Here is a 25,847-nt window from a genome sequence, read left to right as displayed (position 1 = left end):
CCATTAAAGGATAACAGACGGTAAAAATCAAGCATGTTAATAACTGCTTAGCAATTTATAGGATAACAGACGGTAAAAATCAAGCATGTTAATAACTGCTTAGCAATTTATATCATATAGCTAATTAAATGAATAGTTAATACGCCCTACTCAATCTATAAAAAAGTCCGCTAGACATTACATCTTGCGGACTCAATATAAGCTAATAACACCCTAAAAAGTTAATTAGATTTCTCCTCTATCAACTCTTTCATGCTGTCATTACTACTCTTATCGGCCTCTGCGTTTTTATTAGCATTATTGGAGCTACTAGCAGAGCTTGGGGGTTTAGGAGTAGCGACCACCGGCGGTTTATTGGACCCGTTCTTGTCAGCTCCAGTCGATTTTTTGCTGTCTTGCTCATTTTTCGACGTCGGAGCAGTTGCTGAACCGTCCTCAGTTGACAACCTACGTCCTTCATTAACATTCAAGGTAGCAGAAGTATCCGCTGACTGACGAATACTTTCGGTACTGCTCTTACTACCACTGCTACTATTACCGTTTGTGCTGGCGCTCGAGTCGCCATTGTTGTCCTTCTTAGAAGGTTGTGCTTTTTGACGCACTGGAACCTCTCGCTTAGTCGGTCTTAACTTAACAGAGCGTGAACGCTTGGTACTCAAGTCTTTAATCGGTTCAGGGCGTTCATAATTATCAATAATACTGACATAACGATTAATCTCTTCAGGCAGTACGCGCACATCCGCTGGCAGACCAAAATCTATCAGTTTGGCCGCCCCAACTGCCTCCTGCGGACTGCTCATGAGTCCATAAGTAAGCATATAACGTAACTGATTTTCTTCATCACGATAGCGGAAATAAGAGAATTTTTTGCGATCTTCGCGTCCTTCTAAATAACTAGCAATGACATCATTTTCGCCGACATTCATCACTTGCACCGTCCATTTGCCTTTATTAGCCAGTAGATAGCGCTTGTCTTTAAACTCGTCAGGATAGTCGCGCAAGTCGCGTACCGTGTCTTCAAAATTAATCGGTTGTACATCAATATCAAGCTCATGTAGCGCTTCGATAGATAACGGCTGCTCAAGCTCAGTACTCAAAGCTTCCGGCGCTGAAATAGGCGCGTTCTCGATTCTAGCACCGACCGCTGGGGTCTGGCTGAACATCCAAACCAGCGCAGTGGCGACCCCAAGCAGCAAAGTCATCATCAGCCAAATTATAGCTTGGCGGCGATATGACTTGCTCGCGGGGCGAGTCGACTTGCTCGGTGCTACCATGAAGGTATCCTTGGAAAAAGTGCAGTTAAACATGCTGATAAAATAAATGTACTGATAAAAAACGTTAAAAAAATCAATGGCGTCAATCTAACCAAAATGTTTATCTATTGCGCTTATACTTAATACATCTGTTATTATCACGCTTTATGGAGCATATTGCGATAATACTTCGGTAAGCAGTGACTCATCAAAGTCAGCTGTCAACACGGCTTGTCCTAGTGATTTTAACAAAATCAGACGGATTTGTCCTTGTTTCACTTTTTTATCGTGACCCATTAGGCTCAAAGCCGTGTCAACTGCAATTGGCGGCGGCGTGGTCGGCAAGTTTGCCAATTCTAAAACGCGCTTGATGCGTGCCACATCGTTTACGCTTAACCAGCCGAGCTTTTGCGACAGCTCAGCGGCTTGTACCATGCCAGCGGCGACCGCTTCACCATGTAGCCAATTGCCATAGCCTTCATGAGTTTCAATCACATGACCAAAGGTATGACCGAAGTTAAGTAACGCCCGTAACCCCGCCTCTCTTTCATCTTGTGCAACGACAGCGGCTTTATATTCACAGCAGCGTTTTACTGCCTCGCCCAGCACCGCTAGATCAAGCGCCATCATCGCCGGCAAATTTTGCTCAAGCCAAGTTAAAAAATCTACATCCATAATCAATGCATATTTAATAACCTCGGCCAATCCTGCTGATAATTCGCGCGCCGGCAAGGTTTGCAAGGTGACCATTTCTGCCAACACCATTTGTGGCTGCCAAAACGCGCCAATCATGTTTTTGCCTTGCGGGTGATTGATGCCGGTTTTGCCGCCTACGCTAGAATCCACTTGCGATAATAGTGTGGTCGGTATTTGAATAAAATTAACCCCGCGCATAAAGCTGGCTGCTGCAAAACCGGTCATATCTCCAACCACACCGCCACCAAGCGCAATTAGGGTCACATCACGGTTAAAGTGCTGCGCCATTAATACATCATAAATTTGATTGATACTGGCCTGATTTTTATACTGCTCGCCGTCTTTTAACACACAAGCTGCTACGGTAAACTGTGCTGCCAGCTGCTCTTGTAATGGCTGCAAATATAAAGGGGCAACCGTATCATTGGTGACAATTAATACCTGCTGACCGGTAATATAAGGCGCAACTTGTGCCGCCATAGTACTGATTACGGTGCTACTTTTTTCAGTAATGAGAATCGGATAATTATGACTTTGGGTATGTACCGTCAAGCCATCATGAAATAGCGACGATGCCATAAAATGCTCCTTAAGCTACTTTAATTAAAGGGTGTTAGTTAAAGCATTACTCTATTATTTTCCTTCAGACGACTCTGGATCGGTCGTGAAATTTGTATTTGTAGCTGCAGATACCGAAAAGGACGCCAGCTGCTGCAACAGTTGATGAACCATATTCCGCGGATAAGTATGACCTGTCGGCATAATAATATGTGCCACTTGCCGGTATAAAGGGTCGCGAATGCGATATAAGTCTTGCAGTATTTTTCTAGGATTTGGCTGCTGTAATAGCGGTCGCGATTTATCTTTGGCAGTACGTGTCATTTGTACATCGACTGGCGCATTTAGATAAATGACAATACCACGTTGATGCAAAAACTCACGATTTTCAGCGCTCATCACTGCACCGCCGCCTGTCGCCAGAACGATTTTCCGATGCTGGGTGAGCTCATCAATCGCACGAGTCTCACGCTCACGAAACCCTGCTTCGCCTTCTTTAGCAAATATCCATGGGATGTCAGCACCGGTTTGCGACTCCACATACCAATCACTGTCTACAAACTCGCGTCCTAAATGCTTGGCAAGCAATCGGCCAATGGTGGTCTTCCCTGCTCCCATTGGCCCAACTAAGAACACCGACGGCAATTCCTCCAACATAACACTTACTCAAATAAATTCCCTATCATACAACGTCATCGATATTCTGGCTAGTAACACGCTGTGATTATTAACAGTAAAATTAATTACTTATAAAATTATTTATAAGTAAAAGCCAGCCCATAAAAAAGCAAGCGCCTAGGCTTGCTTTTTATAAGACAACTATTAAGGCTAATTATGAACAATTTTAATTCAAACGGCTAATGCCATCATTAATCAATTTTGGGGTTACAAATATCAGCAGCTCTTGCTTATCGTTACTGCGCATAGTACGGCGAAACGCTTGACCAATATAAGGAAGGTCACCTAAAAACGGTACTTTTTCCACACCATTGCTAGTACGGTTTCTAAAAATACCGCCCAGCACGATGGTTTGACCATCCTCAACGATGACGTTGGTTGAGATAGAATCCTCAGAGATGGCTACCTGACCATTAATAATGGTCGGATTGCCGTTGGTGATGTTCAACTGTAGGCCAATTCTGCCGTCTGGAGTAATGTTTGGTGTGGCCTCAAGACTCAGTGCGGCTTCTTTAAAACTGGTCGACGTCGCCCCACTAGCCGCTGCTTCTTGATAAGGAATTTGTGTACCTGACGACACTTTGGCAGTTTGTTTATCGGTTGTCAAAATCTTAGGCGTGGAGATAACCTCACCGCGGTTGTCTGCTTGTAGCGCTGACAGTTCCAGATCAAGCATCACATCTGACATACTCAGCAAGCCAAAAGCGATACGCCCTGCTGGGTTAGCAATGCCTAAATCAACGTTTAAGTTATCAGGACGACTGATATCGTATTTAGGATAAGTGACTGTTTGACCGTTAATGGTGGTGGATTGTATATCAAAGTCTTTAAGGTCTGCTATGGTTTGATTGCTACCGCCCACTAATAAGTGGCGGTTGTTGGCGGCACCATTAGATAAGATACCCCAACGTACGCCAATCTCTTTACTAAAACTATCAGAGGCACTGACAATACGCGCCTCAATCATCACCTGACGCACAGGAATATCGATTTTGCTGATGAGCTTATGAATGTTGTCAATACTGCGACCCATATCTTTAATAATCAAGGTATTGGTACGCTCATCAACTGTCACTGTACCGCGATTCGACAGCAGGGTGTTATTGTCAACTCCACGATTGGTGGTCGTTCCTATATTATTGTTATTGTTATTGTTACCAGATGAACCACTGCCTTGAGAGATGAGGGTTAACACGTCTGCTGCTTTAGCGTAGCTTAGACGAATATATTCAGTCCGTAGCGGCTCATAAGCTTCTACTGCTTGCTGCGCTTCGAGCTCGCGTGCTTCTTGTTCTGCAAGCTCTGCAGTAGGTGCGACTAAAATAACGTTACCATTTTCACGTTTACCTAGATTCTTACTTTTTAGAATGATGTCTAGCGCTTGGTCCCAAGGTACATTGATAAGGCGCAAAGTAATATTACCGGCGACCGAATCACTGGCTACCACGTTCATATCCGTAAACTGCGCTAAGATATCGAGAACACTACGAATCTCAACATCTTGGAATTCCATCGATAGCGCTTCACCAGTATAGACTTTTTCTTCAATCGTCAGCTTGCGTAGCAGCTCAGGCTTACTGATATCGATATTAAGCTGATTGCCAGACTGGTAGGCTTGATACTCATAATCATCCGTCACATTAATAGTGATGACGCCGTTTTGGCCTTGATTTCTAGTATCAATACTGCTTACCAGTCCATTATTGACGTTTAAGCGCCGCAGTAAGTTTCTGGGTACTGTGCTACCGGTCAGACGTACAACCAGCTTATTACCTTGGCGCTGCACGTCTACCGGAATGGCTTCATTGGCCAGTGCAATATTGATTTTACCGCCGCCATTAGCGTCTGCGGTAAAATTAAGCGCGGATAGACCATCATAGCTATATTGCTGACTGACTTGAGAAGAGGCAAGTCTTGGGTCTAACAGTGGATTGACACGCACAATCATGGTATCGGCAGGCGCTTGTACTTTAACAGCAGTAGAACTGGTTACGATGGGCGCGCCAGCAACGCTACTGGCCTCGATAATAGGCGTGACCCCTGCGATTGTCGTTAAAATATCATTATTGTTCATAATATCATCAGTTACTATCACGTTATTAGGCCTAGCCGCCATCGTAGACGTGGTATAGACGGGCGTTGTTTCCGGCACGGTTACCGAGCGTACAATTCTTTTGGTGACCTGCGGACTATTCGGTTCAGTGAGGGTCAGTAATAAATCATTACCACTGATTGCCGTAGAATAATTACCACTTTGCTTTAATCCCACAATAAGACGGGTGGTGCTGTCATTATTTAAGGAGGTGACATCATTAACCATACCGATATTATAATCAGTTGCGCGGCTGCTCAGACCATTTTTTACCTGCTCAAAATCTAATACCAAACGGCTGGGATCATCAAGCTGGTAGGCCACAGGCAATACTGGCTCACCAGAAAACCCTAAGCGCAGTTGGGTAACGGCAGGCGCCGTTTGAATTACAGAAACGTTATTGATACGCTGATCTGCATAAGCGCTACTGCTAATTGCGATCATACTGGCTGCCAATGCAGGTATGGCAAAGGTAGAGGCTGATAGGGCAAAAGTGGCGGATAAACGGTTACTCATCGTCATGCTCTTTTCATTGCGTACTGCCTTGTTATTGCGTACTGTCATTATTTATTCCTCAAAAAATCTGCCACCTTAACTAATAGGAGAAACCAGCGACTGGGGTCTCTCGATGAACCCGGCGCGGCTGTCTGGCACAATTTCAATCAAATTAATCTGAGTCGGCGTGATTTCAACAATACGGCCTTCATTTAAACCGAGATAGTCCCCTACTTTGACGCTGGCAACCGAACCGTCAGGACGCTGCACTAAAGCATATTGCTGACCTTCAGGCGAGATAACCATTCCGCGAAAAGTCAGCTGCGAAATCTCATATTCTTCAAGTGGCTCTTTTGTACGGGTAATATCAGGACGAACCCCATCCAGAGACGCTTCAGGCGCTTGTACATTCACCAGGCTTGGCGGCAAAAATGGACTGCGAAGCATACTGGCGCTGTAGACAAAATCTTCTATCAACTCGGCTTTTGGGGGCGGCTCAATAGGCTGTGAGGGCGAGTTACGAATATCAGTCATGGCTTTTTCGGCCATACCAATACGATCGCTACAGCCAGTCAGCCATAAAGTGGCGACACTTAAGATCAGCAGCATCGGCAGTTGCTTAACCGGAACTTTAAAAGCAAGCATCAGTTACCTCCTGCAGCATCGGCTTCATTTGCTACCGAATCTTCAGTTGTCACCTCTTTTGATCGGTAAGTTTTGGTCTGTAATACCAAGTTCAGCTCCGGTATCGTATCTAAAGAAGGCTGCGGATTACTCACCTCGAAATCATGCATGGTAAAAATACGCGGCAAGGCGGCAAGACCACTAATAAAGCTACCAAATTGATGATACTCACCCAAAGCAGCAATACGAATCGGTTGCTCAATAAAGAATTCATTTTCAATTTCAGGCTCAACTGAGATATCTTGAAAACGAATGTTACTGCCGACACCGGTCATGTTAATGCCCTCTACCAGCTCCGATACCCGTGTATCTTTGGGCAACTGATCCAACAAGGTCGTAAATTCGGCTTCCATTTGCGTCACTTGTGTTTTGTAAGCTGATAGGTGACGGGCACGTGATTCTTTTTCACGGTAGCTAGTAAGCAGTGTTTGCTGCTGACTTTCAGCTGCAGTAATTTCATCTATTTTACTACTAATGGGTAACGCCCAGGACAATGCAGCTGTCAGTGCTACAATAAATCCTAGTACGGTCACCTTAACGGGTAACGGCCAGCTGCCATAGTTCTCGGTATCCAAAGACTCAAAACTACGGCGAAACTCGTTAAAATTAAAGGATTTTTTAGGACGTGTTGCTGTCTTTTTCTTTTTGAGTAGTATTTTTTTACGGACGAGTTTCATGACCTACCTCCAGACACGGCGGTATCGACGGCCGTAGCAGTACCATCTATAACAGCATTATCTGTAACCGCCTCGTCAGTCTGTAACTGCACTTGTGTGGTAATCACAAACTGCACATAACTGTCTTCAGGGTACATTGGGCGCGGCTGCTCACCGGTGGTAACGGTCTCATTGATTGCCGGCGCGGGCTGATAAGCAGTAATGTTTTTCTGAATATTACGTACCGCAGAATTGTCCATCCAGTGACTACTATCCAAGTTGCGAATTAAGCTTGATACCACGTTCGGGTTATCCGCTTGTCCAGTTAAGGTAATCAAATCACCTTCCCGCTTAAGATTATTTAGATAAAGCGCTGGTGGTATGGCATTGGCAATATCATCCCATAAGCGTACGGGGACAGGACGACGGCCTTGCAAATCTTGGATAACCTGCATGCGTGAGATGATGTCTTCACGGCGCTGCTCTAAGCTATCAATTTCTGTCAAGGCCGCATCTAAGCGACTGTTTTCTTGTTCAATCAGCGCATTGGCATCCTGCTGCTCAGCAAGCTCATTATTAAAATAGCTCCATGTCGCAAAAGCCGTCAATAGCGCCAGCAAGGTGACGGCCACTACTAAAGTCATAAACTCTTTATTACGACGTTCGCGTTCTTCTTGCCGCCAAGGCAATAAGTTAATACGAGCCATCAATCAAAGCTCCTTAAGGCCAGACCACACGCGGCCATTAAGCTTGGGGCATCAACTGCCAGCTGCTCACTGTCTATATAAGGGTCAATTGTCATATTGATGAAAGGATCGGCCACCGTGACCGGAACGCCAAGCTTGTGTTGAACCATTTCCGAAAGACCAGGAATAGAGCTACTGCCACCAGCAAGTACCACATGGTCAATATTATTATATTGACTGGAAGAAAAATAAAACTGTAAGGAGCGCGTAATATGTTGGATAGCACTTTCCATAAATGGCGTTAAAATCTCTGGATAATAATCATCTGGTAAGGAGCGCTCGTGCTTATTAATAGTTGCCTCTTCATAGGACAGCCCATAACGATTTTGAATCGCTTCAGTCAGCTGCATGCCGCCAAAAAGCTGCTCACGACTATAGACAAACTCGCCATTTTTGGCAACATATAAGGTGGTTTGATTATGACCAATATCGACTAGTGCCACCAGTTCTGGCATATTAGCTAAATTATCGACCATCAATCCAAAAGCCCGCTCAATCGCATGCGACTCGATATCCATTATTTTGGTTTTTAGACCGCCAAAAGTGAGTGCATCGACGCGCTGATCGACGTTTTCTGAGCGCGAGGCTGCCAGCAACACTTGTACTAGACCATCGTCTACCAGCGATGGGCCTAATACTTCGAAGTCAAGATTGACCTCATCTAATGGATAAGGAATATACTGATCAGCATCCAGACGAATCTGAGCCTCACGCTCGATATCGCTAAGCACTATATCCATATCAATGATCTTAGTAATGACTGCTGAGCCCGAAACTGCAGTAGCTGCATCGTTGCCACTGACATGACAACGCCGCGCTAAGTCGGCGATGATATCGCCCACGGCTTCAGTATCTACGATCAACTTATCGACCACAGCACCGGGTAGTAATCTTTCGATACCATAGGATTTTATATGGAATATCCCTTGCTGTCGCTGGATATCAACTATTTTTACTGAAGTAGCGCAAATATCTACCCCAACTAAGTGTCGCCCTTTGGGAGAAAATAGCCTCACAACCTCTATCCTTTATATTAAGTGACTAATATCTTGGTTATTTGTAATAATTGAGTACAATACGTTACTTATTAGACGTATTCAAGCACTCAAAAACACTATATATATAGAAAGTACATTCTTAGCGTGACCCGTCTACACAGTAAACTCTTGGTGCGACCTGCGTGGAGAAATTACACTTTTAGTATGAACTACTCGTTTTGTTCAAGGTATAATACGCCATTTGTCGCAAATTTTAACCGATAAGTCTCACTATGACCAAAACCACTGCTACCGCTCCTTTTATTCACTTTTTGGTGGGGATTGTCATTGCCTGCTTGGCGTTGGCAGTGATTTTAGCGCTTGCCGTACCCATTGGCTTTTATGGTATGGCGATGTATTTATCGCCGACCCTGCCCAGTATTCAAGAGATTAAGACGGCAAGCTTAGAGATGCCATTACAGATTTATAGTAGTGACGATAAGCTGATTGGCCAATATGGCAATCGTCTGTCGCTGCCCGTCACCTTTGAGCAAATTCCTGAAGACTTAACCCATGCGTTTTTGGCGGCCGAAGACTCCTCCTTTTTTCAGCATAGTGGTATCAGCATTAAAGGTCTTGGGCGTGCAGTCACCGAAGTGGTCACTGATGACGAAGGCCAAACAGGTGGCTCTACCATAACCATGCAGGTCGCTAAAAACTACTTTTTAAGTCCTGAACGTACTTTAAATCGTAAGCTTACTGAGCTATTTGTCGCTAGAAAAATGGAAGACGAGCTCAGTAAAAATGAGATTTTGACCTTATATGTCAATAAAATCTACTTAGGTGAAGGTGCTTATGGTATTCGCGCTGCCGCTAAAAAATACTATAGTAAGTCTCTAGATAACCTGACTGTTGCCGAGATGGCAATGCTAGCAGGTTTACCCAAAGCCCCCTCCAAATATAACCCAGTCGCCAACCCTAGCCGAGCCATGACTCGGCGCAATTGGATTGTTGGCCGTATGCATGAGCTTGGCTATATCAGCGAAGCTCAACGTGACGAAGCCATTAATGCTCCAATTGGTCTTAACTTGTATCAAGAAAAGCTCGACGTCAATATGCCCTATTTGGCAGAAATGACGCGTTATGCGTTGGTCAATCGCTACGGCAAGCAAGTGGTCAATGGTGGTTGGCGCGTGCGTCTTACGATTGATAGTCAAGCACAAATAGATGCTGAAACGGCAATATTAAAGGGCTTGGTCGCTTATGACCATCGCCACGGCTGGCGCGGTGCCGAAGCTAATGATGAGCCGCTGGAAAAGTTCCAGCGTTACGGCATCATGTATCCCGCTAAAGTGACTAAAGTTAATTCGCGCAGCTTTGAAGCTACTATGTCTTCTGGCGAAAACGTTACTATTAATTGGTCGGGTATGAGCTGGGCGCGTAAATATATCTCAGCCGACCGCTATAGCAATGCTCCTAGTAATGCAGCGCAAATCGTCAGTGAAAATGACATCATTCGCTTAATCAAAACCGATGATGACAACTGGCAACTGGCTCAGGTTCCTGAAGTACAAGGAAGCTTGGTATCCTTAGACCCAGATACCGGTGCGGTTAATGCATTGGTCGGTGGTTTTGACTTTAATCACAGCAAATTTAACCGCGCGCTACAAGGCTGGCGTCAGCCCGGTTCGACTATCAAGCCGCTTATCTACTCCACTGCATTAGAAAAAGGCTATCGTCCAGACAGCATTGTCTCAGACCGTCCTATTCAAGTGGGCGACTGGGAACCTCAGAACTCTGACGGACGCTTCTTAGGTGATATCACCTTACGCCGTGGTCTATATCTGTCGCGTAACTTAGTGTCTATCCGTCTGCTCCAAGCTATCGGCATCTCGGATACGCGCAACTTATTAGATCAGTTTGGTTTGGATAAAGAGAAGCTGCCGACCACATTATCATTAGCACTTGGTACGGGACAGGCAACACCACTACAAATGGCGACCGCTTATACCGCTTTTGCCAACGGTGGTCATCGTGTGCAGCCTTACTTCATTGAACAAATCTACAATTATGATAATAAACTATTGTTCCAAGCCAATCCGCAGCAAGCTTGCGCCTTATGCTTTAACGAACAAGTCGCTGAGCTTAATAAAAAGCTGATTGATGACTATCATAAGCCCGATGATAGCGAAGCAGAAACCACTGATTCAAAAGATAAGTCTGTTAGCACTGATGGAAATGTTAAGGATAATAAAAAAGCTACTGAATCAGATAAAGCGCAGCAAAAGGCAAAAGCGGTTAATCTTAGCGTCTATAATGCCAGTCCAGCAACAGATCGTCTCAAAGCCCCGGTTATTCAATACTTACATGCCACCCAGGCACCACGAATATTGAAACCGCGAGTGGCTTATGAGATGGCAGATATTTTGCGTGATGTCGTTCAGCATGGTACTGCCGTTCGGGCAAGAGCGCTCGGTCGTACTGATATCGGCGGCAAAACCGGTACCACTAACGAAGCTAAAGATGCTTGGTTTGCAGGATTCCATCCGACTAATGCTACCGTCGTATGGATGGGCTTCGATCAGCCCTCAACACTTGGTCGTCATGAATATGGCGGTGTAGCCGCGTTACCAGTATGGATGGACTTTATGCGCGCCCAGTTAAAAGGGACGCCTTATCAATGGGTATCACTTAATAACCGCGCTAAATCAAAAAAACAAAAGCAGCGGATTATAGAGATGACTGATGATGGTGTCATTGCTCCTGATAACGATGAAGACGAAATAGGCGCGGCAGCAAAACCAGCCGCTCCAAAAAAGCAGCAGCGTAAACAACCTGAACCTGAGCCTACTGAAGAAAAACTCAATGAGGGCATTGATAACAAACGCCTAGCAGCGCCAGATAGTAAGACGCCAAAGCCACTAAAAGCAACGCCCGCAGAGCATACGCCAGAATAAAGTAGCAATATTAGAATTAATAGAGCAATCGATGAAACGATTAATAAAAAAACGCTCGTTCAGTGGTGACTGAACGAGCGTTTTTTTTGCCTACTTTATGACAATATAGCTTTTAGTCTTAATACCAATAATCCGGCATACCGATACAGTACTGAACCGTAAACGCTATGATTACCCTACCTTAAGTTTTTTTAAAACATAAAAAAAGCCAGCAACACGGCTGGCTTTTTTATATCATTTTTGCTGTTTGGCTTAGGGCTGTCTAAATTAGCCTAACGCTATTCAGATTGACTGCCTTGGCTTAGCTCTTGAGCAAAGGCTTCATCAAAGCTAGAGAAGTCTTTACTGTCACTGCTAGCCGTGGTCATATCAAACGCTGCATTTTGGGTTTTATCTAATAACTTCTGCTCAGCCTTATCTTTGCGCGCTTTGTGATAAGCGAGACCAGTACCAGCAGGAATCAGACGACCAACAACAACGTTTTCTTTCAAGCCGCGTAACTCATCGACTTTGCCAGTAACTGCTGCCGCTGTAAGTACGCGCGTAGTTTCCTGGAACGATGCTGCTGAGATAAAGCTTTCAGTTGCCAAGCTGGCTTTGGTGATACCCAACAGTTGGCGCTCATACTGAACTGGGAATTTATCTTCCGCAGCTAGTTTTTCGTTAAGCGCTTTGATATCAGCATATTCAAGTTGATCACCTTTAAAGTGGCTCGAATCTCCACCATCAGTAACCTCAACTTTGCGCAGCATTTGACGAATAATAACTTCGATATGCTTATCGTTGATTTTCACACCTTGCAAGCGATAAACGTCTTGTACTTCGTTAACGATATAGTTAGCAAGGGCTGTTTGACCTTTTAGGCGTAAGATATCGTGCGGGTTTTGTGGACCATCAGCAATAACTTCACCACGTGCTACTGTCTCGTTTTCAAAGACGTTAATTTGACGCCATTTTGGTATCAATTCTTCATGAACTTCACCGTCTTCATTGGTGATGATAAAGCGATTTTTACCTTTGGTTTCTTTACCGAAGCTTACGACACCCGTCATCTCTGCCATGATTGCATGATCTTTTGGACGACGTGCTTCGAAAAGATCCGCAACCCGTGGTAGACCACCGGTAATATCTTTGGTACCTGAAGAGGCTTGGGGTACACGGCCTAGAATCGAGCCTGCAGCCACTTCTTCACCATCACTAACACGAATGATGGTTTCAGCAGGTAGGAAGTAAACCACTTCTTTACCAGCATCAGTATTCAAGATAATTGCAGGGCGTAAGTCTTTTGCTGAGCTTGAACGGTCACGCGTAGCAAGAATCTCAAACGAGCTCATACCAGTCGCATCATCAACTTTTACCGTCGCTGTTAAACCATCGGTAATATCACTAAAGCGTGCTTTACCAGCAAATTCAGTGATAATAGGATGCGTGTGCGGATCCCATTTAGCGATAGTTTGACCACCTTCAACCTGATCTTCGTTTTTCACGAGTACGCTTGAACCGTAAGGAACTTTATAGCGCTCACGCTCACGGCCTAGTTCATCAGTTAAGGCGATTTCAGCTGAGCGCGATACGATAACCAAATGGCCATCGATATGCTCAACGGTTTTCATGTTTTCGAAATGCGCTTGACCAGCATTACGAACCGAGATGCTGTTGTCCACTGATGCTGAGCTTGCTGCTCCGCCCACGTGGAACGTACGCATAGTTAACTGAGTACCAGGCTCACCGATAGACTGGGCTGCCATAACACCGACTGATTCGCCGATATTAACTTTATGACCACGAGCAAGGTCACGACCATAACACTGAGCACAAACACCGTGCGCTACATTACAAGTAATAACCGAACGCACCCAAATATCATCAATGGCATTTTCATTAAGAGTATTAACCCAATGCTCATCGATCAAGGTACCCGCTGGAATCAAGATTTTATCGACATTATCATTATAAGTCACATCACGTGAGGTTACGCGGCCCAATACTAAATCGCCAAGCTTCTCGATGATCTCGCCACCTTGAATGTGCGGGGTCATGAGTAGGCCAACATCAGTACCACAATCATCGCTAGTAATAACTAAATCTTGTGCCACATCAACCAAACGACGAGTCAGATAACCTGAGTTAGCTGTTTTTAATGCGGTATCAGCCAGACCTTTACGCGCACCATGGGTTGAGATGAAGTACTGAAGTACAGTCAAACCTTCACGGAAGTTGGCTTTAATAGGGGTTTCAATAATTGAGCCATCCGGTTTTGCCATCAAACCACGCATACCCGCAAGCTGGCGAATCTGTGCAGCACTACCACGAGCACCAGAGTCTGACATGATGAAGATAGAGTTGAATGACTTTTGCTCTTCTTCCTCGCCTTGAGCGTTAGTCACTTTATCGACCGCCAAGTTATCCATCATCGCTTTCGCGACTTTATCATTGGTACGTGACCAGATATCGACTACTTTATTATAGCGCTCACCTGCGGTCACAAAACCTTGCTCGAATTGATCTTCAATTTCACGAACTTCAGCTTCAGCAACTTCGATTATTTGTTTTTTCATCGGTGGAATGACCATGTCATCGATACCAACAGACACACCCGATAACGTGGCTTGGGCAAAACCAAGATACATCAATTGGTCAGCGAACATAACGCTGTCTTTAACGCCCATCTTACGGTAGCAAGAGTTAATCAGACGCGAGATGTTTTTCTTAGTCATCTCTTGGTTACACTCTTCGAACGCCATGCCTTTAGGCATAATATTCCAGATTAGCAAACGACCGGCAACGGTATCTTTGATGCTAATTTCTTTAGTATGATTGCCTTCGTCATCGATATGGGTTTCGGTAACACGCACTTTAATCTTGGCGTTCACATGTAAATCGTTAGAGCCAATCGCCCGTAATGCTTCATTAACGGTAGCAAAAATCATGCCTTCGCCTTGCGCATTGACTGACGAGCGGCTGATGTAGTACAAACCTAACACCACATCTTGTGACGGTACGATGATTGGATCACCGTTAGCAGGTGACAAGATGTTGTTGGTAGACATCATCAAAGCACGTGATTCAAGCTGAGCTTCTAGAGTCAATGGCACGTGAACGGCCATTTGGTCACCGTCAAAGTCAGCGTTAAATGCCGTACAAACCAAAGGATGCAACTGAATGGCTTTACCTTCAATCAATACTGGCTCAAACGCTTGCAAGCCCAAACGGTGCAAGGTTGGCGCACGGTTAAGCAGCACTGGATGCTCACGAATAACCATCGCTAGCATGTCCCACACTTGTGGCTCTTCACGTTCGACCATTTTCTTGGCCGCTTTAATCGTAGTTGCTAAACCATGTGATAACAGCTTGTTATAAGTGAACGGCTTGAACAGCTCAAGCGCCATTTTCTTAGGCAAACCACACTGATGCAAACGTAGCGTTGGACCTACTACGATGACCGAACGGCCAGAGTAATCAACACGTTTACCGAGCAAGTTTTGACGGAAACGACCTTGTTTACCTTTGATCATATCAGCCAAAGATTTCAACGGACGCTTATTACTACCGGTAATAGCGCGACCACGGCGACCGTTATCTAGCAAGGCATCTACTGATTCTTGTAGCATACGTTTTTCGTTACGCACGATGATATCGGGGGCACTCAGCTCAAGCAGACGCTTTAGGCGGTTGTTACGGTTAATCACGCGGCGATAGAGATCGTTTAGATCTGACGTCGCAAAACGACCACCTTCTAACGGTACCAACGGGCGCAAGTCTGGTGGCAGTACTGGCAAGATGGTCATTACCATCCATTCAGGCTTATTATGCGAGTCACGAAATGCTTCTAATAATTTGAGACGCTTAGACATCTTTTTAAGCTTAGTCTCAGAGCCGGTTTGGGGAATGGCTTCACGCAGCTCATCAATTTCGATATCTAAGTCGATATCTTTTAATAAGTCTTGAATCGCTTCTGCACCCATCTTAGCAACGAACTCATCACCGAACTCTTCAAGCGCTTTAAAATAATCTTCATCATCAAGCAACTGATAACGCTCTAAACTAGTCAAACCTGGCTCAGTGACAATGTAGCTTTCAAAATACAAAACACGCTCAATGTCACGCAGGGTCATGTCTAACAATAGACCAATACGGCTTGGTAATGATTTTAAGAACCAAATATGCGCAACAGGGCTGGCTAAATCAATATGACCCATGCGATCACGGCGCACTTTAGCCGTGGTAACTTCTACGCCACATTTTTCACAGATGACGCCTTGGAATTTACGGCGCTTATATTTACCACAAAGACATTCAAAGTCTTTTACTGGTCCAAAAATTTTGGCACAGAATAGACCATCACGCTCAGGCTTAAAGGTACGGTAGTTAATTGTTTCAGGTTTTTTAACTTCGCCATGCGACCATGACTTAATAATGTCAGGTGAGGCGAGAGTAATTTGAATACTGTCAAACTCTTGGTTACCGTTGCCGGTAGGGCTTTGCATGATATCGAGTAAATCTTTCAAGTTGCTTCTCCGTTATCTTTATAATCATCTGTAAGCGCAATAAACTGACGCTAACAAGATGAATGAAGGCAATGAATAGGGCTGAGATAAATGACTAAAAGCAGCAGCAAAGGGCGTGCTGCCTTTAGTTGACAACTAAATTGTGATGACTGACTCATTAATTAACGCTATAACAGTTAATGCAGAATCAGTAAGCCATACTTAGTGGGTCTGCTTTAACTCAATATTGATACCCAATGATTTGATTTCTTTGGTCAGTACATTAAATGACTCAGGCATACCTGGATCCATATACTGCTCACCATCGACGATGTTTTTGTACATACGGGTACGTCCTTCAACGTCATCCGATTTCACCGTTAGCATTTCTTGCAAGGTATAAGTCGCGCCATAAGCCTCTAGTGCCCACACTTCCATTTCACCGAAGCGCTGACCACCGAACTGAGCTTTACCACCGAGCGGCTGCTGAGTAACTAGTGAGTATGACCCTGTAGAACGCGCATGCATTTTGTCATCAACCAAATGGTTAAGTTTGAGCAGATACATGTAACCAACTGTCACTTGACGGTCGAACTTCTGACCCGTACGACCATCATATAAAGTCTGCTGACCGTCTCTTGACAGATCCGCAAGCTCTAACAAGTCTTTGACTTGATGCTCATGTGCGCCATCAAATACCGCAGTACCCATCGGTACGCCGCCACGTAGGTTGTCTGATAAAGTCATGATTTCATCATCAGTCAAGCTATCTAGATCAACACTTTCGCCACCAACTTTGTTATAGATTTGGTCTAAGAAATCACGCAAATCTTTGATTGCCGCTTGGGCTTTGAGCATACCCTCTATCTTCTCGCCCAAACCTTTGGCTGCCATACCTAAATGGGTTTCAAGTACCTGACCAATATTCATACGCGATGGTACGCCAAGCGGATTCAGGATGATATCTACCGTATTACCATGTTCATCATAAGGCATATCTTCGACCGGCATGATACGTGATACCACACCTTTGTTACCATGACGACCGGACATTTTATCACCCGGCTGGATACGACGTTTTACCGCTAGATAAACTTTAACGATTTTTTGGACGCCATGCTGCAAGTCATCACCTGAAGTCAGTTTGCGTTTTTTCTCAGCAAACTTAGTATCGATATCTTTTTGCTTATCGACTAAATACTCAGCGATTTGAGTTAGACGCTCAGAAACTTCTTCTTCAACAGGCTGAATATCAAGTAAGATCTCAAGGCTCATCTCTTTCATATCAGCTGCCGCCATAACGGTACCAGCTTTTAGACCAGAACCGCCGCTGACTTTTTGGCCATCGAGTAGATGACCAATACGTCCACGTGCTGCTTCTTCAAAGATACGCAACTCTTCTTTTAAATCTTTACGATAGCTGTCGAGCTGCGACTTTTCAATGGCTTTGGCACGCGCATCTTTTTCGACGCCATCACGGGTAAAGACTTGCACGTCAATGACCGTACCTTTGCTTGATGTTGGTACACGTAAAGACGTGTCTTTAACATCAGCGGCCTTTTCACCAAAGATGGCCCGTAGTAACTTCTCTTCTGGCGTCAGTTGAGTCTCACCTTTTGGCGTAACTTTACCTACTAAAATGTCACCAGAATCTACTTCAGCACCGATATAAACGATACCCGCTTCATCAAGACTTGATAAGGCTGCTTCACCAACGTTTGGAATATCACCAGTGATCTCTTCAGTACCAAGTTTGGTGTCACGTGCCACACAAGTCAATTCTTGAATATGAATGGTAGTAAAACGATCTTCTTTAACCACTTTCTCAGACAGCAAGATTGAATCTTCGAAGTTGTAACCATTCCACGGCATAAATGCGATGCGGATGTTCTGACCCAATGCCAACTCACCTAAGTCAGTTGAAGGACCATCAGCTAAGATGTCACCTGAAGCAATATCATCACCTTGGTTGACAATAATGCGTTGGTTAATACAAGTATTTTGGTTAGAACGGGTATATTTAACTAAGTTATAGATATCAATACCAGCTTCACCAGCAACCATCTCATCTTCATTAACGCGTACCACAATGCGGGATGCATCAACATCTTCAATCACACCGCCACGCTTGGCAATCACACAAACACCCGAGTCACGAGCAACGTGACGCTCCATACCGGTACCCACTAACGGCTTATCAGCACGTAAAGTAGGAACTGCCTGACGCTGCATGTTCGAACCCATCAAGGCGCGGTTAGCATCATCATGCTCTAAGAACGGAATTAAGCCTGCTGCTACCGATACTACCTGACTTGGTGACACATCCATGTGCGTCACTTTTTCTGGCGGCATACGAACGAATTCACCATAGCTACGGACGCTGACCATTTCATCGCTGAGCGCACCTTCTTCAGTCATTGGCGAGTCGGCCTGTGCAATCACAGTACCCACTTCTTCAATAGCTGATAGATATTCAATGGCGTCAGTCACTTGACCATTAACCACACGGCGATAAGGCGTCTCTAAGAAGCCAAAGCTATTAGTTTTAGCGAAGGTAGCTAATGAGTTAATCAAGCCAATGTTTGGACCTTCAGGGGTCTCGATCGGGCATACGCGACCATAATGGGTATCATGGACGTCACGTACTTCAAAGCCTGCACGTTCACGGGTCAGGCCACCGGGTCCTAACGCCGATACACGGCGTTTATGAGTGACTTCAGACAACGGGTTGTTCTGATCCATAAACTGTGACAACTGGCTTGAACCAAAGAATTCTTTTACCGCAGCCGCTACCGGCTTCGAGTTAATCAAATCTTGTGGTGACAAGTTATCAGATTCAGCTGAGCTCAAACGCTCTTTGACTGCACGCTCAACACGGACTAAACCAACACGGAATTGATTTTCTGCCATCTCGCCAACTGAACGAATACGGCGGTTACCCAAATGGTCAATATCATCGACTTCGCCGCGACCATTACGAATTTCAATCAATTCTTTTAGAACGTTAACGATATCGTCATTGGTTAAAACACTGCGCGCACGCTGAACATCAGGATCAGGTGTGTCATCAAATGCTAACCCCAAACGGCGGTTAAATTTCATACGACCGACATTTGATAAATCATAACGATCGGCGTTAAAGAACATGCTGTCAAATAGCTTCTCAGCGGTCTCAACCGTTGGTGGCTCACCTGGACGCATGACTTTATAAATTTCAATCAAGGCTTCTTCACGGCTTGAGGTACTATCAGCGCGTAGCGTATCGGCAATATAACTGCCCTGATCGATATCATTTGTGAATAGAATGCTGATTTCTTTGATAGAGTCACTGGCTTCAAACGAGCTTAATTTCACCAATAATTCATGGTCAATTAGCGTATTAGCTTTAGCGATTACTTCATCATTAACGATGATGTCTTCTGCCAAAATGCGCTCATATAGATATTCATCAGGTACGGCAATTTTAGTCATACCGGCTTCTTCAAGCTGACGGATACGGCGGGCATTAATACGTTTACCCTGCTCTACTACCACATCGCCTGCAGGTGTTACGATATCAAACTGCGCCATCTCACCGCGCAAACGATCAGCAACCAAATCAATTTCGAATTGCTCTTCACCTTTATAAACCGATACTTTATCGAAGAACAAGTCTAGAATTTCAGAGGTGCTTAAACCTAGTGCGCGTAGAATAATAGAGGCCAATAGCTTACGACGACGGTCAATACGAGCAAAGACTAAATCTTTGGCATCAAATTCAAAGTCTAACCAAGAACCACGGTAAGGAATAATACGGGCGTTATAAAGTACTTTACCACTTGAATGTGATTTACCTTTATCATGGTCAAAGAATACGCCTGGTGAGCGATGTAGCTGAGATACGATAACCCGTTCAGTACCGTTAATAATAAAGGTACCGTTATTGGTCATCAATGGCATCTCGCCCATATAGACGCTCTGCTCACGGATATCTTTGATGGCCGCTTTACTGTCCTTATCTTTGCTGTCTTTATCTTTGATAATTAAGCGAATTTTGACGCGCATAGGGGCTGCGAAAGTTGAGCCACGCAAGATACACTCACGCTCATCAAACTCAGGCGTACCTAAATAGTATTCAACGAATTGTAGCTCTGCGTTACCAGAGTGACTTTCGATAGGGAAAATAGAGGAGTACGCAGCTTGTAGGCCAGTATTCTCACGAGCTTTTGGTTTTTTGTGCTCTTGCAAAAAGTGCTCGTAGGAATCCACTTGAATAGACAGTAAATAGGGAATGTCCATTACAGTGGGTAATTCGGCAAAACTTTTGCGAATACGCTTTTTTTCAGTATAAGAATATGCCATCGAGAGTCCTTACAGTAAACGTGAAAACAAATTAAAGCGCGGCCAGTATGCATAAATGCTATGCAGACTTAGCGACGTAAACGATAATACAAAAAACGATTGTTACTACAAATATTCTTAATAATCTGTTGTAAACCTTTTTAAGAAATAGATATTTAACTTAATCAAAACTTGGCTGCTACGTTGCAGTAAAAAGTTACAATGCAAACTAAAATGAACCCCTTAAAACTCTAACATCAATACCGAGATTCTAAAGCTGATATAAAGATATGATTACTTTTGCTTAAGATTTCAATAGTGGACTGTATTAAACAGCCTATCTTTAGGCATTTCGTGTTTAAAGCGAGTTAAACATAGGTGACGTAAACAATATCGTCGCTAATATGTACTGTCGAGGAGACCTGTACTGACAGTAAAACCATGCTAGACTATTTAAAAGCAAAATAGATCGGAGTCGATATAAACATTATTAACAATAGGAAAGCATGCAGACGCAAAAAAACGCCAAACATCTATTGACGTTTAGCCTATATTAAACTGCTCTTAAAAACTGACAGATTTGCGTGCATGTATATCGTCTGTCCTTTTGATGGGTATCCACCGTGTTGATGCTTACGTATGTTGGCAGACACAAAAGGTCAAGTCGGTCATTATAATGAAAAAAAGCTGGCAATGCAAGGCATTACCAGCTTTTTTTAGGACAGTATTAAACTTATTTTAGTTCAACAGTTGCACCAGCTTCTTCAAGTTTCTTTTTCAATTCTTCGCCATCAGCTTTAGAAACAGCTTCTTTGATTGGTGCTGGAGCACTTTCAACCAAATCTTTCGCTTCTTTTAGACCAAGGCCAGTCGCTTCACGTACTGCTTTAATTACAGCAACTTTCTTCTCGCCAAAGCTGGCAAGAACAACGTCAAATTCGTCTTGCTCTTCAGCAACAGGACCGGCAGCAGCAGCAGCAGGTGCAGCAGCAGCAACGGCAGCTGTTACGCCGAATTTTTCTTCCATGTCGCTGATTAATTCAACGATATCCATTACTGACATTTCAGCGATTGCGTTTAACACATCATCTTTAGATAGTGCCATGAGAACTCTCCGTTATCTGATAAAAATTAATTGATTTTAATATTGCTTGGATTGCTTGCCAAATTTTAAAATAGGTATGACAATAAAGTGCAACCTGCAATGTTAAATTTACATTAAAACAAGCAATTAAGCAGCTTCTTTTGCGTCTTTGATTGCTGCTACGGTGCGAACAAATTTGCCAGGAACTGCGTTCATAGTCTGGACAAGCTTGGTCACTGGTGCATTCATGGTTGCCATCAAGATAGATATCGCTTCGTCGCGCGTTGGAAGCTTCGCTACGCGTTCTAAATCTTCTGGACCAAATAATTCACCACCAACTGATACCAATTTGGTCTCAAGAGCATTGTTATCTTGGCTAAAGTCAAAAACGACTCTAGCTGCAGATCCCAAATCTTCCATTGAGAAAGCCAAAAGCAACGGACCAGTTAGACTGTCTGACATGCACTCAAACTTTGTGCCTTCAAAAGCGCGTCTTGCTAGGGTATTTTTTACCACTTTCAAAACGACACCTTTCTCACGAGCTTGTTCGCGCAGCTTAGTAAGCTTTGCAACACCAATACCGTGATATTCGGCAGCGATCGCTGAGTAAGCATTAGCAGCAACTTCAGACACTTCAGCCACAACTTGTTGTTTTTGCTCTAGCGTTAATGCCATAGTTGACTCCTTAATCTTATCAATCGCTTTATTATCTGAACTGCTAAAAACCGAAGTCTTTCACAATCTAAATATAAAGTAAGACTGACTTGATACGATACATTACCTATAAGCAGTCTGCCTATTGGCAATGCCTGATTACGGCACCGTTATCAGAATGACGTTGAGTAATAGGTTGACGCTGCTACTTTAATAGCAGCATTTCTCTATCCGCTCTTGTCGTAAACTGTGTGGGCCACCGTCTGCGTAGGCCAACTAAGATTTTCATCTATCATCGATTAACAAAACCAGCCCATTGGTATTGGTAGCAACTTTAAAAACTATTAACAATACTTCTGAACTGCTCTCTACCTACGGTCTTAGACAGCGTAGCAGATGCTACGCTGACCTAATTCTTAAAATTTAGTAGTGCTCATTGTCCGTAATATTTCAATTAAAACACTCGAGTATTGAACACGTATATTAATGAGTTTACTTATTTAATAAAGCAGTCTTATTTAATAACGCGATAAGGTACAGGATCAATAGTGATACCTGGGCCCATAGTGCTAGATAAGGTGATTTTTTTAATGAAAATACCTTTAGACGTAGCAGGCTTAGCACGCTTAAGATCAGCAATTAGTGCTTGAGCGTTTTGCATAACTTGCTCAACAGTAAAGCCAACTTGACCGATAGTCGTATGGATGATACCTGCTTTATCAACACGATACTGTGCTTGACCAGCTTTAGCATTAGTTACGGCTTCTGCAACGTTAGGCGTTACGGTACCGACTTTAGGGTTAGGCATTAAACCACGGGGGCCTAAAATTGTACCTAACTGACCAACAACACGCATAGCATCAGGAGCAGCAATAACCACATCAAAGTCCATGTTACCGGCTTTGATTGATTCTGCTAGGTCTTCAAAACCAACGATGTCTGCACCAGCTTCTTTAGCGGCTTCAGCAGCAGCGCCCTGAGCGAATACAGCAACGCGTTTGGTTTTACCAGTACCAGCAGGAAGGTTAGTTGCGCCACGAACGACTTGGTCAGATTTACGTGGATCAACACCTAAGTTTACCGCGATATCGATAGACTCTTTAAATTTTAGCACTGGCAAATCATTTAAGATTTGTACCGCTTCATCAATAGTGTAGAGTTTTTCGTTATCAATACGGCTTTGAATTTCTTTTTGACGTTTGGTTAGCTTAGACATTATACACCCTCCACGGTAATACCCATTGAACGAGCGGTACCAGCGACGGTACGGACAGCAGCATCAAGATCAGCTGCAGTTAAGTCTGCATTTTTAGTCTTGACGATCTCTTCAAGTTGTTCACGGTTCACTTTACCGATTTTAGCGGTATTTGGCGTACCAGAACCTTTAGTGACGCCAGCAGCTTTACGGAGTAGGAACGCAGCTGGCGGTGATTTCATGATGAAGGTAAAAGACTTATCGCTGTATACTGTGATCTCAGTTGGGATCGGTAGACCTGGCTCTTGGCTTGAGGTCGCAGCGTTAAATTCTTTACAGAAAGCCATGATGTTCACACCTTTTTGACCCAATGCTGGACCAATCGGTGGTGAAGGATTTGCTTTACCTGCAGGGACTTGTAGTTTGATGTAGCCATCAATCTTCTTAGCCATAACTGTCTCCTAAATGGGTGATAACGCTGAATCAATAATTCATGTTATGGATATAAATAACACAGTACTGATTAACAGCTCCCCGGTTAATGTATATTTAGTCTAGTTTTTCAACTTTACTAAATTCAAGTTCAACCTGAGTCGGTCGATTAAATACGTTTACGGTTAAATGTAGTTTAGACTTCTCGTAATCCACTTTTTCAACCAACCCTTTAAAGTCGGTGAATGGACCATCGATAACCAACAACTCTTCGCCTGGCTCAAATAGAGTCTTCGGACGCGGGGTAGCTTCAGTCTGATTCAGACGATTTAAGATGCGATCGGCTTCTACTTGGGTAATCGGCGCAGGAGTCTCTGGTGTACCACCAATGAAACCCATAATACGTGGACACTCTTTAACAATGTGCCAAGTATTATCATTCATTTCCATCTGGATCAATACATATCCTGGAAAGAATTTACGCTCACTTTTACGCTTTTTGCCGTCTTTCATTTCGACGACTTCTTCAGTAGGAACCAACACATCACCGAAAAATTCAGCAAAGTCACTACGATTAATGCGATCGGTCAATGAACGTTGCACTTGTTTTTCATATCCTGAAAACGCTTGGACAATATACCAACGCATAACACGCTCCTAATCGCTATAAGTAAAATTTGAGTTAAACGACAGTAATTATAACGTCTCGCAATGCGCGATTTTGACGCTCTACCCCTATTGCATTTAACCGATAAAAAGACCAACAAACCAATTAAAAAAGTTATCCAATAACCAAATAAAAAACCCAACAATGGCAATCACGACAATTACTTGCCATGTGTATTGAAAGGTTTCGTCTTTACTTGGCCAAGTGACGCGGCGTAATTCAACAGCAGCGTCTTTTAACAAAGTTTTGAATGCACGACCTTGATGGGTAAGTGCTAAGCATACTAGTGCAAATACAAAAAGGGCGACAATAATACCAATCCGTACCCAAAGGTCATTGGCAGGTTGCCAGTAACCAGGTAAATACTGATTGACTAAAGTCGCGCCGATTAAAACTGCTATTGCTAATAGCCATAGCAGCACATCTTTTACTGAACCAGTTTTAGCTACTTCAACGGCAGAAGTGTTTGTCGCTGATACGTGCATATTTTTAGTCAGCACTCCATCACCAGCCGCCTTGGCATCAGATAACTTATTATCGAGGTTATCTTGATAATCGCTCATAAAGGACTCGCTTTGGAGATGGATAGGTACAACAAGATATGCTAGTAAGATGGCAGGCGATGTAGGACTCGAACCTACAACCCTCGGTTTTGGAGACCGATGCTCTACCAATTGAGCCAATCGCCTATAGGTGTTAAGGCTGATAATTATACAAGATTTTAATTATAATGCAAGTTATAAGAGACTATTCCGGCATATTAATCTAATTAATAACCTATATCTGCTGAAAGTCATTGATATGAGCAATAAGGTCAGGTCCCATGTTGTTTATCTTGTCCTTCATATTATTTTGTCTTTTATAGCATCGGGCTTACTCAGATACCAATACTTACTTAGATACTGATTTCTAGACACCAATAAAAAAGCCACCCTCAATAAAGAGAGCAGCTTTTTAACTAACGGTTTAAATACTACATTCAGTATTAAACGTTAACGCTAGCAACAACACCAGCGCCTACCGTACGGCCGCCTTCACGAATTGCGAAGCGAAGACCTTTGTCCATAGCGATTGGGTGGATAAGCTCTACGCCCATCTCAACGTTATCACCAGGCATAACCATTTCAGTACCGTCTTGTAATTGGATTGCGCCAGTGACGTCAGTGGTACGGAAGTAGAACTGTGGACGATAGCCGTTTAGGAATGGTGTATGACG

At 43.8% G+C, this 25,847-nt stretch carries 17 protein-coding genes, 1 tRNA gene and 1 pseudogene; 1 reads left to right on the top strand and 18 read right to left on the bottom strand.

Annotated elements, in window-relative coordinates; translation table 11 throughout:
• Positions 1-221: 221 nt before the first annotated feature.
• The 8 genes from JMY06_RS03335 to JMY06_RS03300 form a co-directional block, all read right to left on the bottom strand.
• Positions 222-1,274 (bottom strand): hypothetical protein, encoded by a 1,053-nt coding sequence (locus JMY06_RS03335; RefSeq protein ID WP_201616209.1) that lies wholly within the window; start codon positions 1,272-1,274, stop codon positions 222-224.
• Positions 1,275-1,418: 144 nt separating this feature from the next.
• A complete protein-coding gene (gene aroB / locus JMY06_RS03330; RefSeq protein ID WP_201616207.1) occupies positions 1,419-2,528 on the bottom strand; it encodes a 3-dehydroquinate synthase in 1,110 nt (369 codons plus the stop codon).
• A 54-nt stretch (positions 2,529-2,582) separates the two neighbouring features.
• The gene (gene aroK, locus JMY06_RS03325) at positions 2,583-3,164 is read right to left on the bottom strand and encodes a shikimate kinase AroK (protein WP_201616205.1); all 582 of its coding nucleotides are present in this window, start codon (positions 3,162-3,164) and stop codon (positions 2,583-2,585) included.
• Between the two features lie 187 nt (positions 3,165-3,351).
• Positions 3,352-5,841, bottom strand: a complete 2,490-nt coding sequence (gene pilQ / locus JMY06_RS03320; RefSeq protein WP_201616203.1) for a type IV pilus secretin PilQ — start codon at positions 5,839-5,841, stop codon at positions 3,352-3,354.
• A 27-nt stretch (positions 5,842-5,868) separates the two neighbouring features.
• Entirely contained in the window at positions 5,869-6,417 is a 549-nt protein-coding gene (locus JMY06_RS03315) for a pilus assembly protein PilP (protein ID WP_201616201.1), read from the bottom strand.
• Complete coding sequence (locus JMY06_RS03310) at positions 6,417-7,133, bottom strand: type 4a pilus biogenesis protein PilO (protein ID WP_201616199.1); 717 nt, start codon at positions 7,131-7,133, stop codon at positions 6,417-6,419. The genes JMY06_RS03315 and JMY06_RS03310 overlap by 1 nt, the downstream gene beginning before the upstream one ends.
• A complete protein-coding gene (locus JMY06_RS03305; RefSeq protein WP_201528508.1) occupies positions 7,130-7,819 on the bottom strand; it encodes a PilN domain-containing protein in 690 nt (229 codons plus the stop codon). The genes JMY06_RS03310 and JMY06_RS03305 overlap by 4 nt, the downstream gene beginning before the upstream one ends.
• Positions 7,819-8,874 (bottom strand): pilus assembly protein PilM, encoded by a 1,056-nt coding sequence (locus tag JMY06_RS03300; RefSeq protein ID WP_201616197.1) that lies wholly within the window; start codon positions 8,872-8,874, stop codon positions 7,819-7,821. Before JMY06_RS03300 ends, JMY06_RS03305 begins: the two co-directional genes overlap by 1 nt.
• 254 nt (positions 8,875-9,128) lie before the next feature.
• On the opposite strand from JMY06_RS03300, the gene JMY06_RS03295 reads away from it, so the two are divergent.
• A complete protein-coding gene (locus JMY06_RS03295; RefSeq protein WP_201616195.1) occupies positions 9,129-11,792 on the top strand; it encodes a penicillin-binding protein 1A in 2,664 nt (887 codons plus the stop codon).
• A gap of 278 nt (positions 11,793-12,070) precedes the next feature.
• Here JMY06_RS03295 and rpoC read toward each other — a convergent pair whose 3' ends face one another.
• The 10 genes and pseudogenes from rpoC to tuf form a co-directional block, all read right to left on the bottom strand.
• Positions 12,071-16,300, bottom strand: coding sequence for a DNA-directed RNA polymerase subunit beta' (rpoC, locus tag JMY06_RS03290; protein WP_201616193.1), 4,230 nt, complete (start codon positions 16,298-16,300; stop codon positions 12,071-12,073).
• A gap of 201 nt (positions 16,301-16,501) precedes the next feature.
• The gene (rpoB, locus tag JMY06_RS03285; protein ID WP_201616191.1) at positions 16,502-20,620 is read right to left on the bottom strand and encodes a DNA-directed RNA polymerase subunit beta; all 4,119 of its coding nucleotides are present in this window, start codon (positions 20,618-20,620) and stop codon (positions 16,502-16,504) included.
• Positions 20,621-21,332: 712 nt separating this feature from the next.
• On the bottom strand, positions 21,333-21,704 hold the full coding sequence (rplL, locus tag JMY06_RS03280; protein WP_201528498.1) for a 50S ribosomal protein L7/L12: 372 nt from the start codon (positions 21,702-21,704) through the stop codon (positions 21,333-21,335).
• A gap of 126 nt (positions 21,705-21,830) precedes the next feature.
• On the bottom strand, positions 21,831-22,358 hold the full coding sequence (gene rplJ, locus JMY06_RS03275; protein WP_201528496.1) for a 50S ribosomal protein L10: 528 nt from the start codon (positions 22,356-22,358) through the stop codon (positions 21,831-21,833).
• Between the two features lie 493 nt (positions 22,359-22,851).
• A complete protein-coding gene (gene rplA / locus JMY06_RS03270) occupies positions 22,852-23,553 on the bottom strand; it encodes a 50S ribosomal protein L1 (RefSeq protein ID WP_201616190.1) in 702 nt (233 codons plus the stop codon).
• On the bottom strand, positions 23,553-23,984 hold the full coding sequence (gene rplK, locus JMY06_RS03265; RefSeq protein WP_201528492.1) for a 50S ribosomal protein L11: 432 nt from the start codon (positions 23,982-23,984) through the stop codon (positions 23,553-23,555). Before rplK ends, rplA begins: the two co-directional genes overlap by 1 nt.
• 97 nt (positions 23,985-24,081) lie before the next feature.
• Positions 24,082-24,612, bottom strand: coding sequence for a transcription termination/antitermination protein NusG (gene nusG / locus JMY06_RS03260; protein WP_201528490.1), 531 nt, complete (start codon positions 24,610-24,612; stop codon positions 24,082-24,084).
• Positions 24,613-24,708: 96 nt separating this feature from the next.
• A complete protein-coding gene (gene secE, locus JMY06_RS03255; RefSeq protein ID WP_201616188.1) occupies positions 24,709-25,194 on the bottom strand; it encodes a preprotein translocase subunit SecE in 486 nt (161 codons plus the stop codon).
• Between the two features lie 50 nt (positions 25,195-25,244).
• Positions 25,245-25,320, bottom strand: a tRNA-Trp gene (locus JMY06_RS03250).
• 296 nt (positions 25,321-25,616) lie between these two features.
• A pseudogene (gene tuf / locus JMY06_RS03245) lies at positions 25,617-25,847 on the bottom strand (elongation factor Tu); the annotation flags it as partial.

Origin of the sequence: Psychrobacter urativorans, assembly GCF_904846675.1 — a bacterium.
Classification (GTDB): domain Bacteria; phylum Pseudomonadota; class Gammaproteobacteria; order Pseudomonadales; family Moraxellaceae; genus Psychrobacter; species Psychrobacter urativorans_B.
The sequence above is the reverse complement of the archived record's forward strand: the minus strand, read 5'-3'. Positions and strand labels throughout refer to the sequence as shown.

Coding starts and splice junctions, on each gene's coding strand:
- JMY06_RS03335 (WP_201616209.1), bottom strand. CDS start 1,274: ATGGTAGCACCGAGCAAGTCGACTCGCCCCGCGAGCAAGTCATATCGC.
- aroB (WP_201616207.1), bottom strand. CDS start 2,528: ATGGCATCGTCGCTATTTCATGATGGCTTGACGGTACATACCCAAAGT.
- aroK (WP_201616205.1), bottom strand. CDS start 3,164: ATGTTGGAGGAATTGCCGTCGGTGTTCTTAGTTGGGCCAATGGGAGCA.
- pilQ (WP_201616203.1), bottom strand. CDS start 5,841: ATGACAGTACGCAATAACAAGGCAGTACGCAATGAAAAGAGCATGACG.
- JMY06_RS03315 (WP_201616201.1), bottom strand. CDS start 6,417: ATGCTTGCTTTTAAAGTTCCGGTTAAGCAACTGCCGATGCTGCTGATC.
- JMY06_RS03310 (WP_201616199.1), bottom strand. CDS start 7,133: ATGAAACTCGTCCGTAAAAAAATACTACTCAAAAAGAAAAAGACAGCA.
- JMY06_RS03305 (WP_201528508.1), bottom strand. CDS start 7,819: ATGGCTCGTATTAACTTATTGCCTTGGCGGCAAGAAGAACGCGAACGT.
- JMY06_RS03295 (WP_201616195.1), top strand. CDS start 9,129: ATGACCAAAACCACTGCTACCGCTCCTTTTATTCACTTTTTGGTGGGG.
- rpoB (WP_201616191.1), bottom strand. CDS start 20,620: ATGGCATATTCTTATACTGAAAAAAAGCGTATTCGCAAAAGTTTTGCC.
- rplL (WP_201528498.1), bottom strand. CDS start 21,704: ATGGCACTATCTAAAGATGATGTGTTAAACGCAATCGCTGAAATGTCA.
- rplJ (WP_201528496.1), bottom strand. CDS start 22,358: ATGGCATTAACGCTAGAGCAAAAACAACAAGTTGTGGCTGAAGTGTCT.
- rplA (WP_201616190.1), bottom strand. CDS start 23,553: ATGTCTAAGCTAACCAAACGTCAAAAAGAAATTCAAAGCCGTATTGAT.
- rplK (WP_201528492.1), bottom strand. CDS start 23,984: ATGGCTAAGAAGATTGATGGCTACATCAAACTACAAGTCCCTGCAGGT.
- nusG (WP_201528490.1), bottom strand. CDS start 24,612: ATGCGTTGGTATATTGTCCAAGCGTTTTCAGGATATGAAAAACAAGTG.
- secE (WP_201616188.1), bottom strand. CDS start 25,194: ATGAGCGATTATCAAGATAACCTCGATAATAAGTTATCTGATGCCAAG.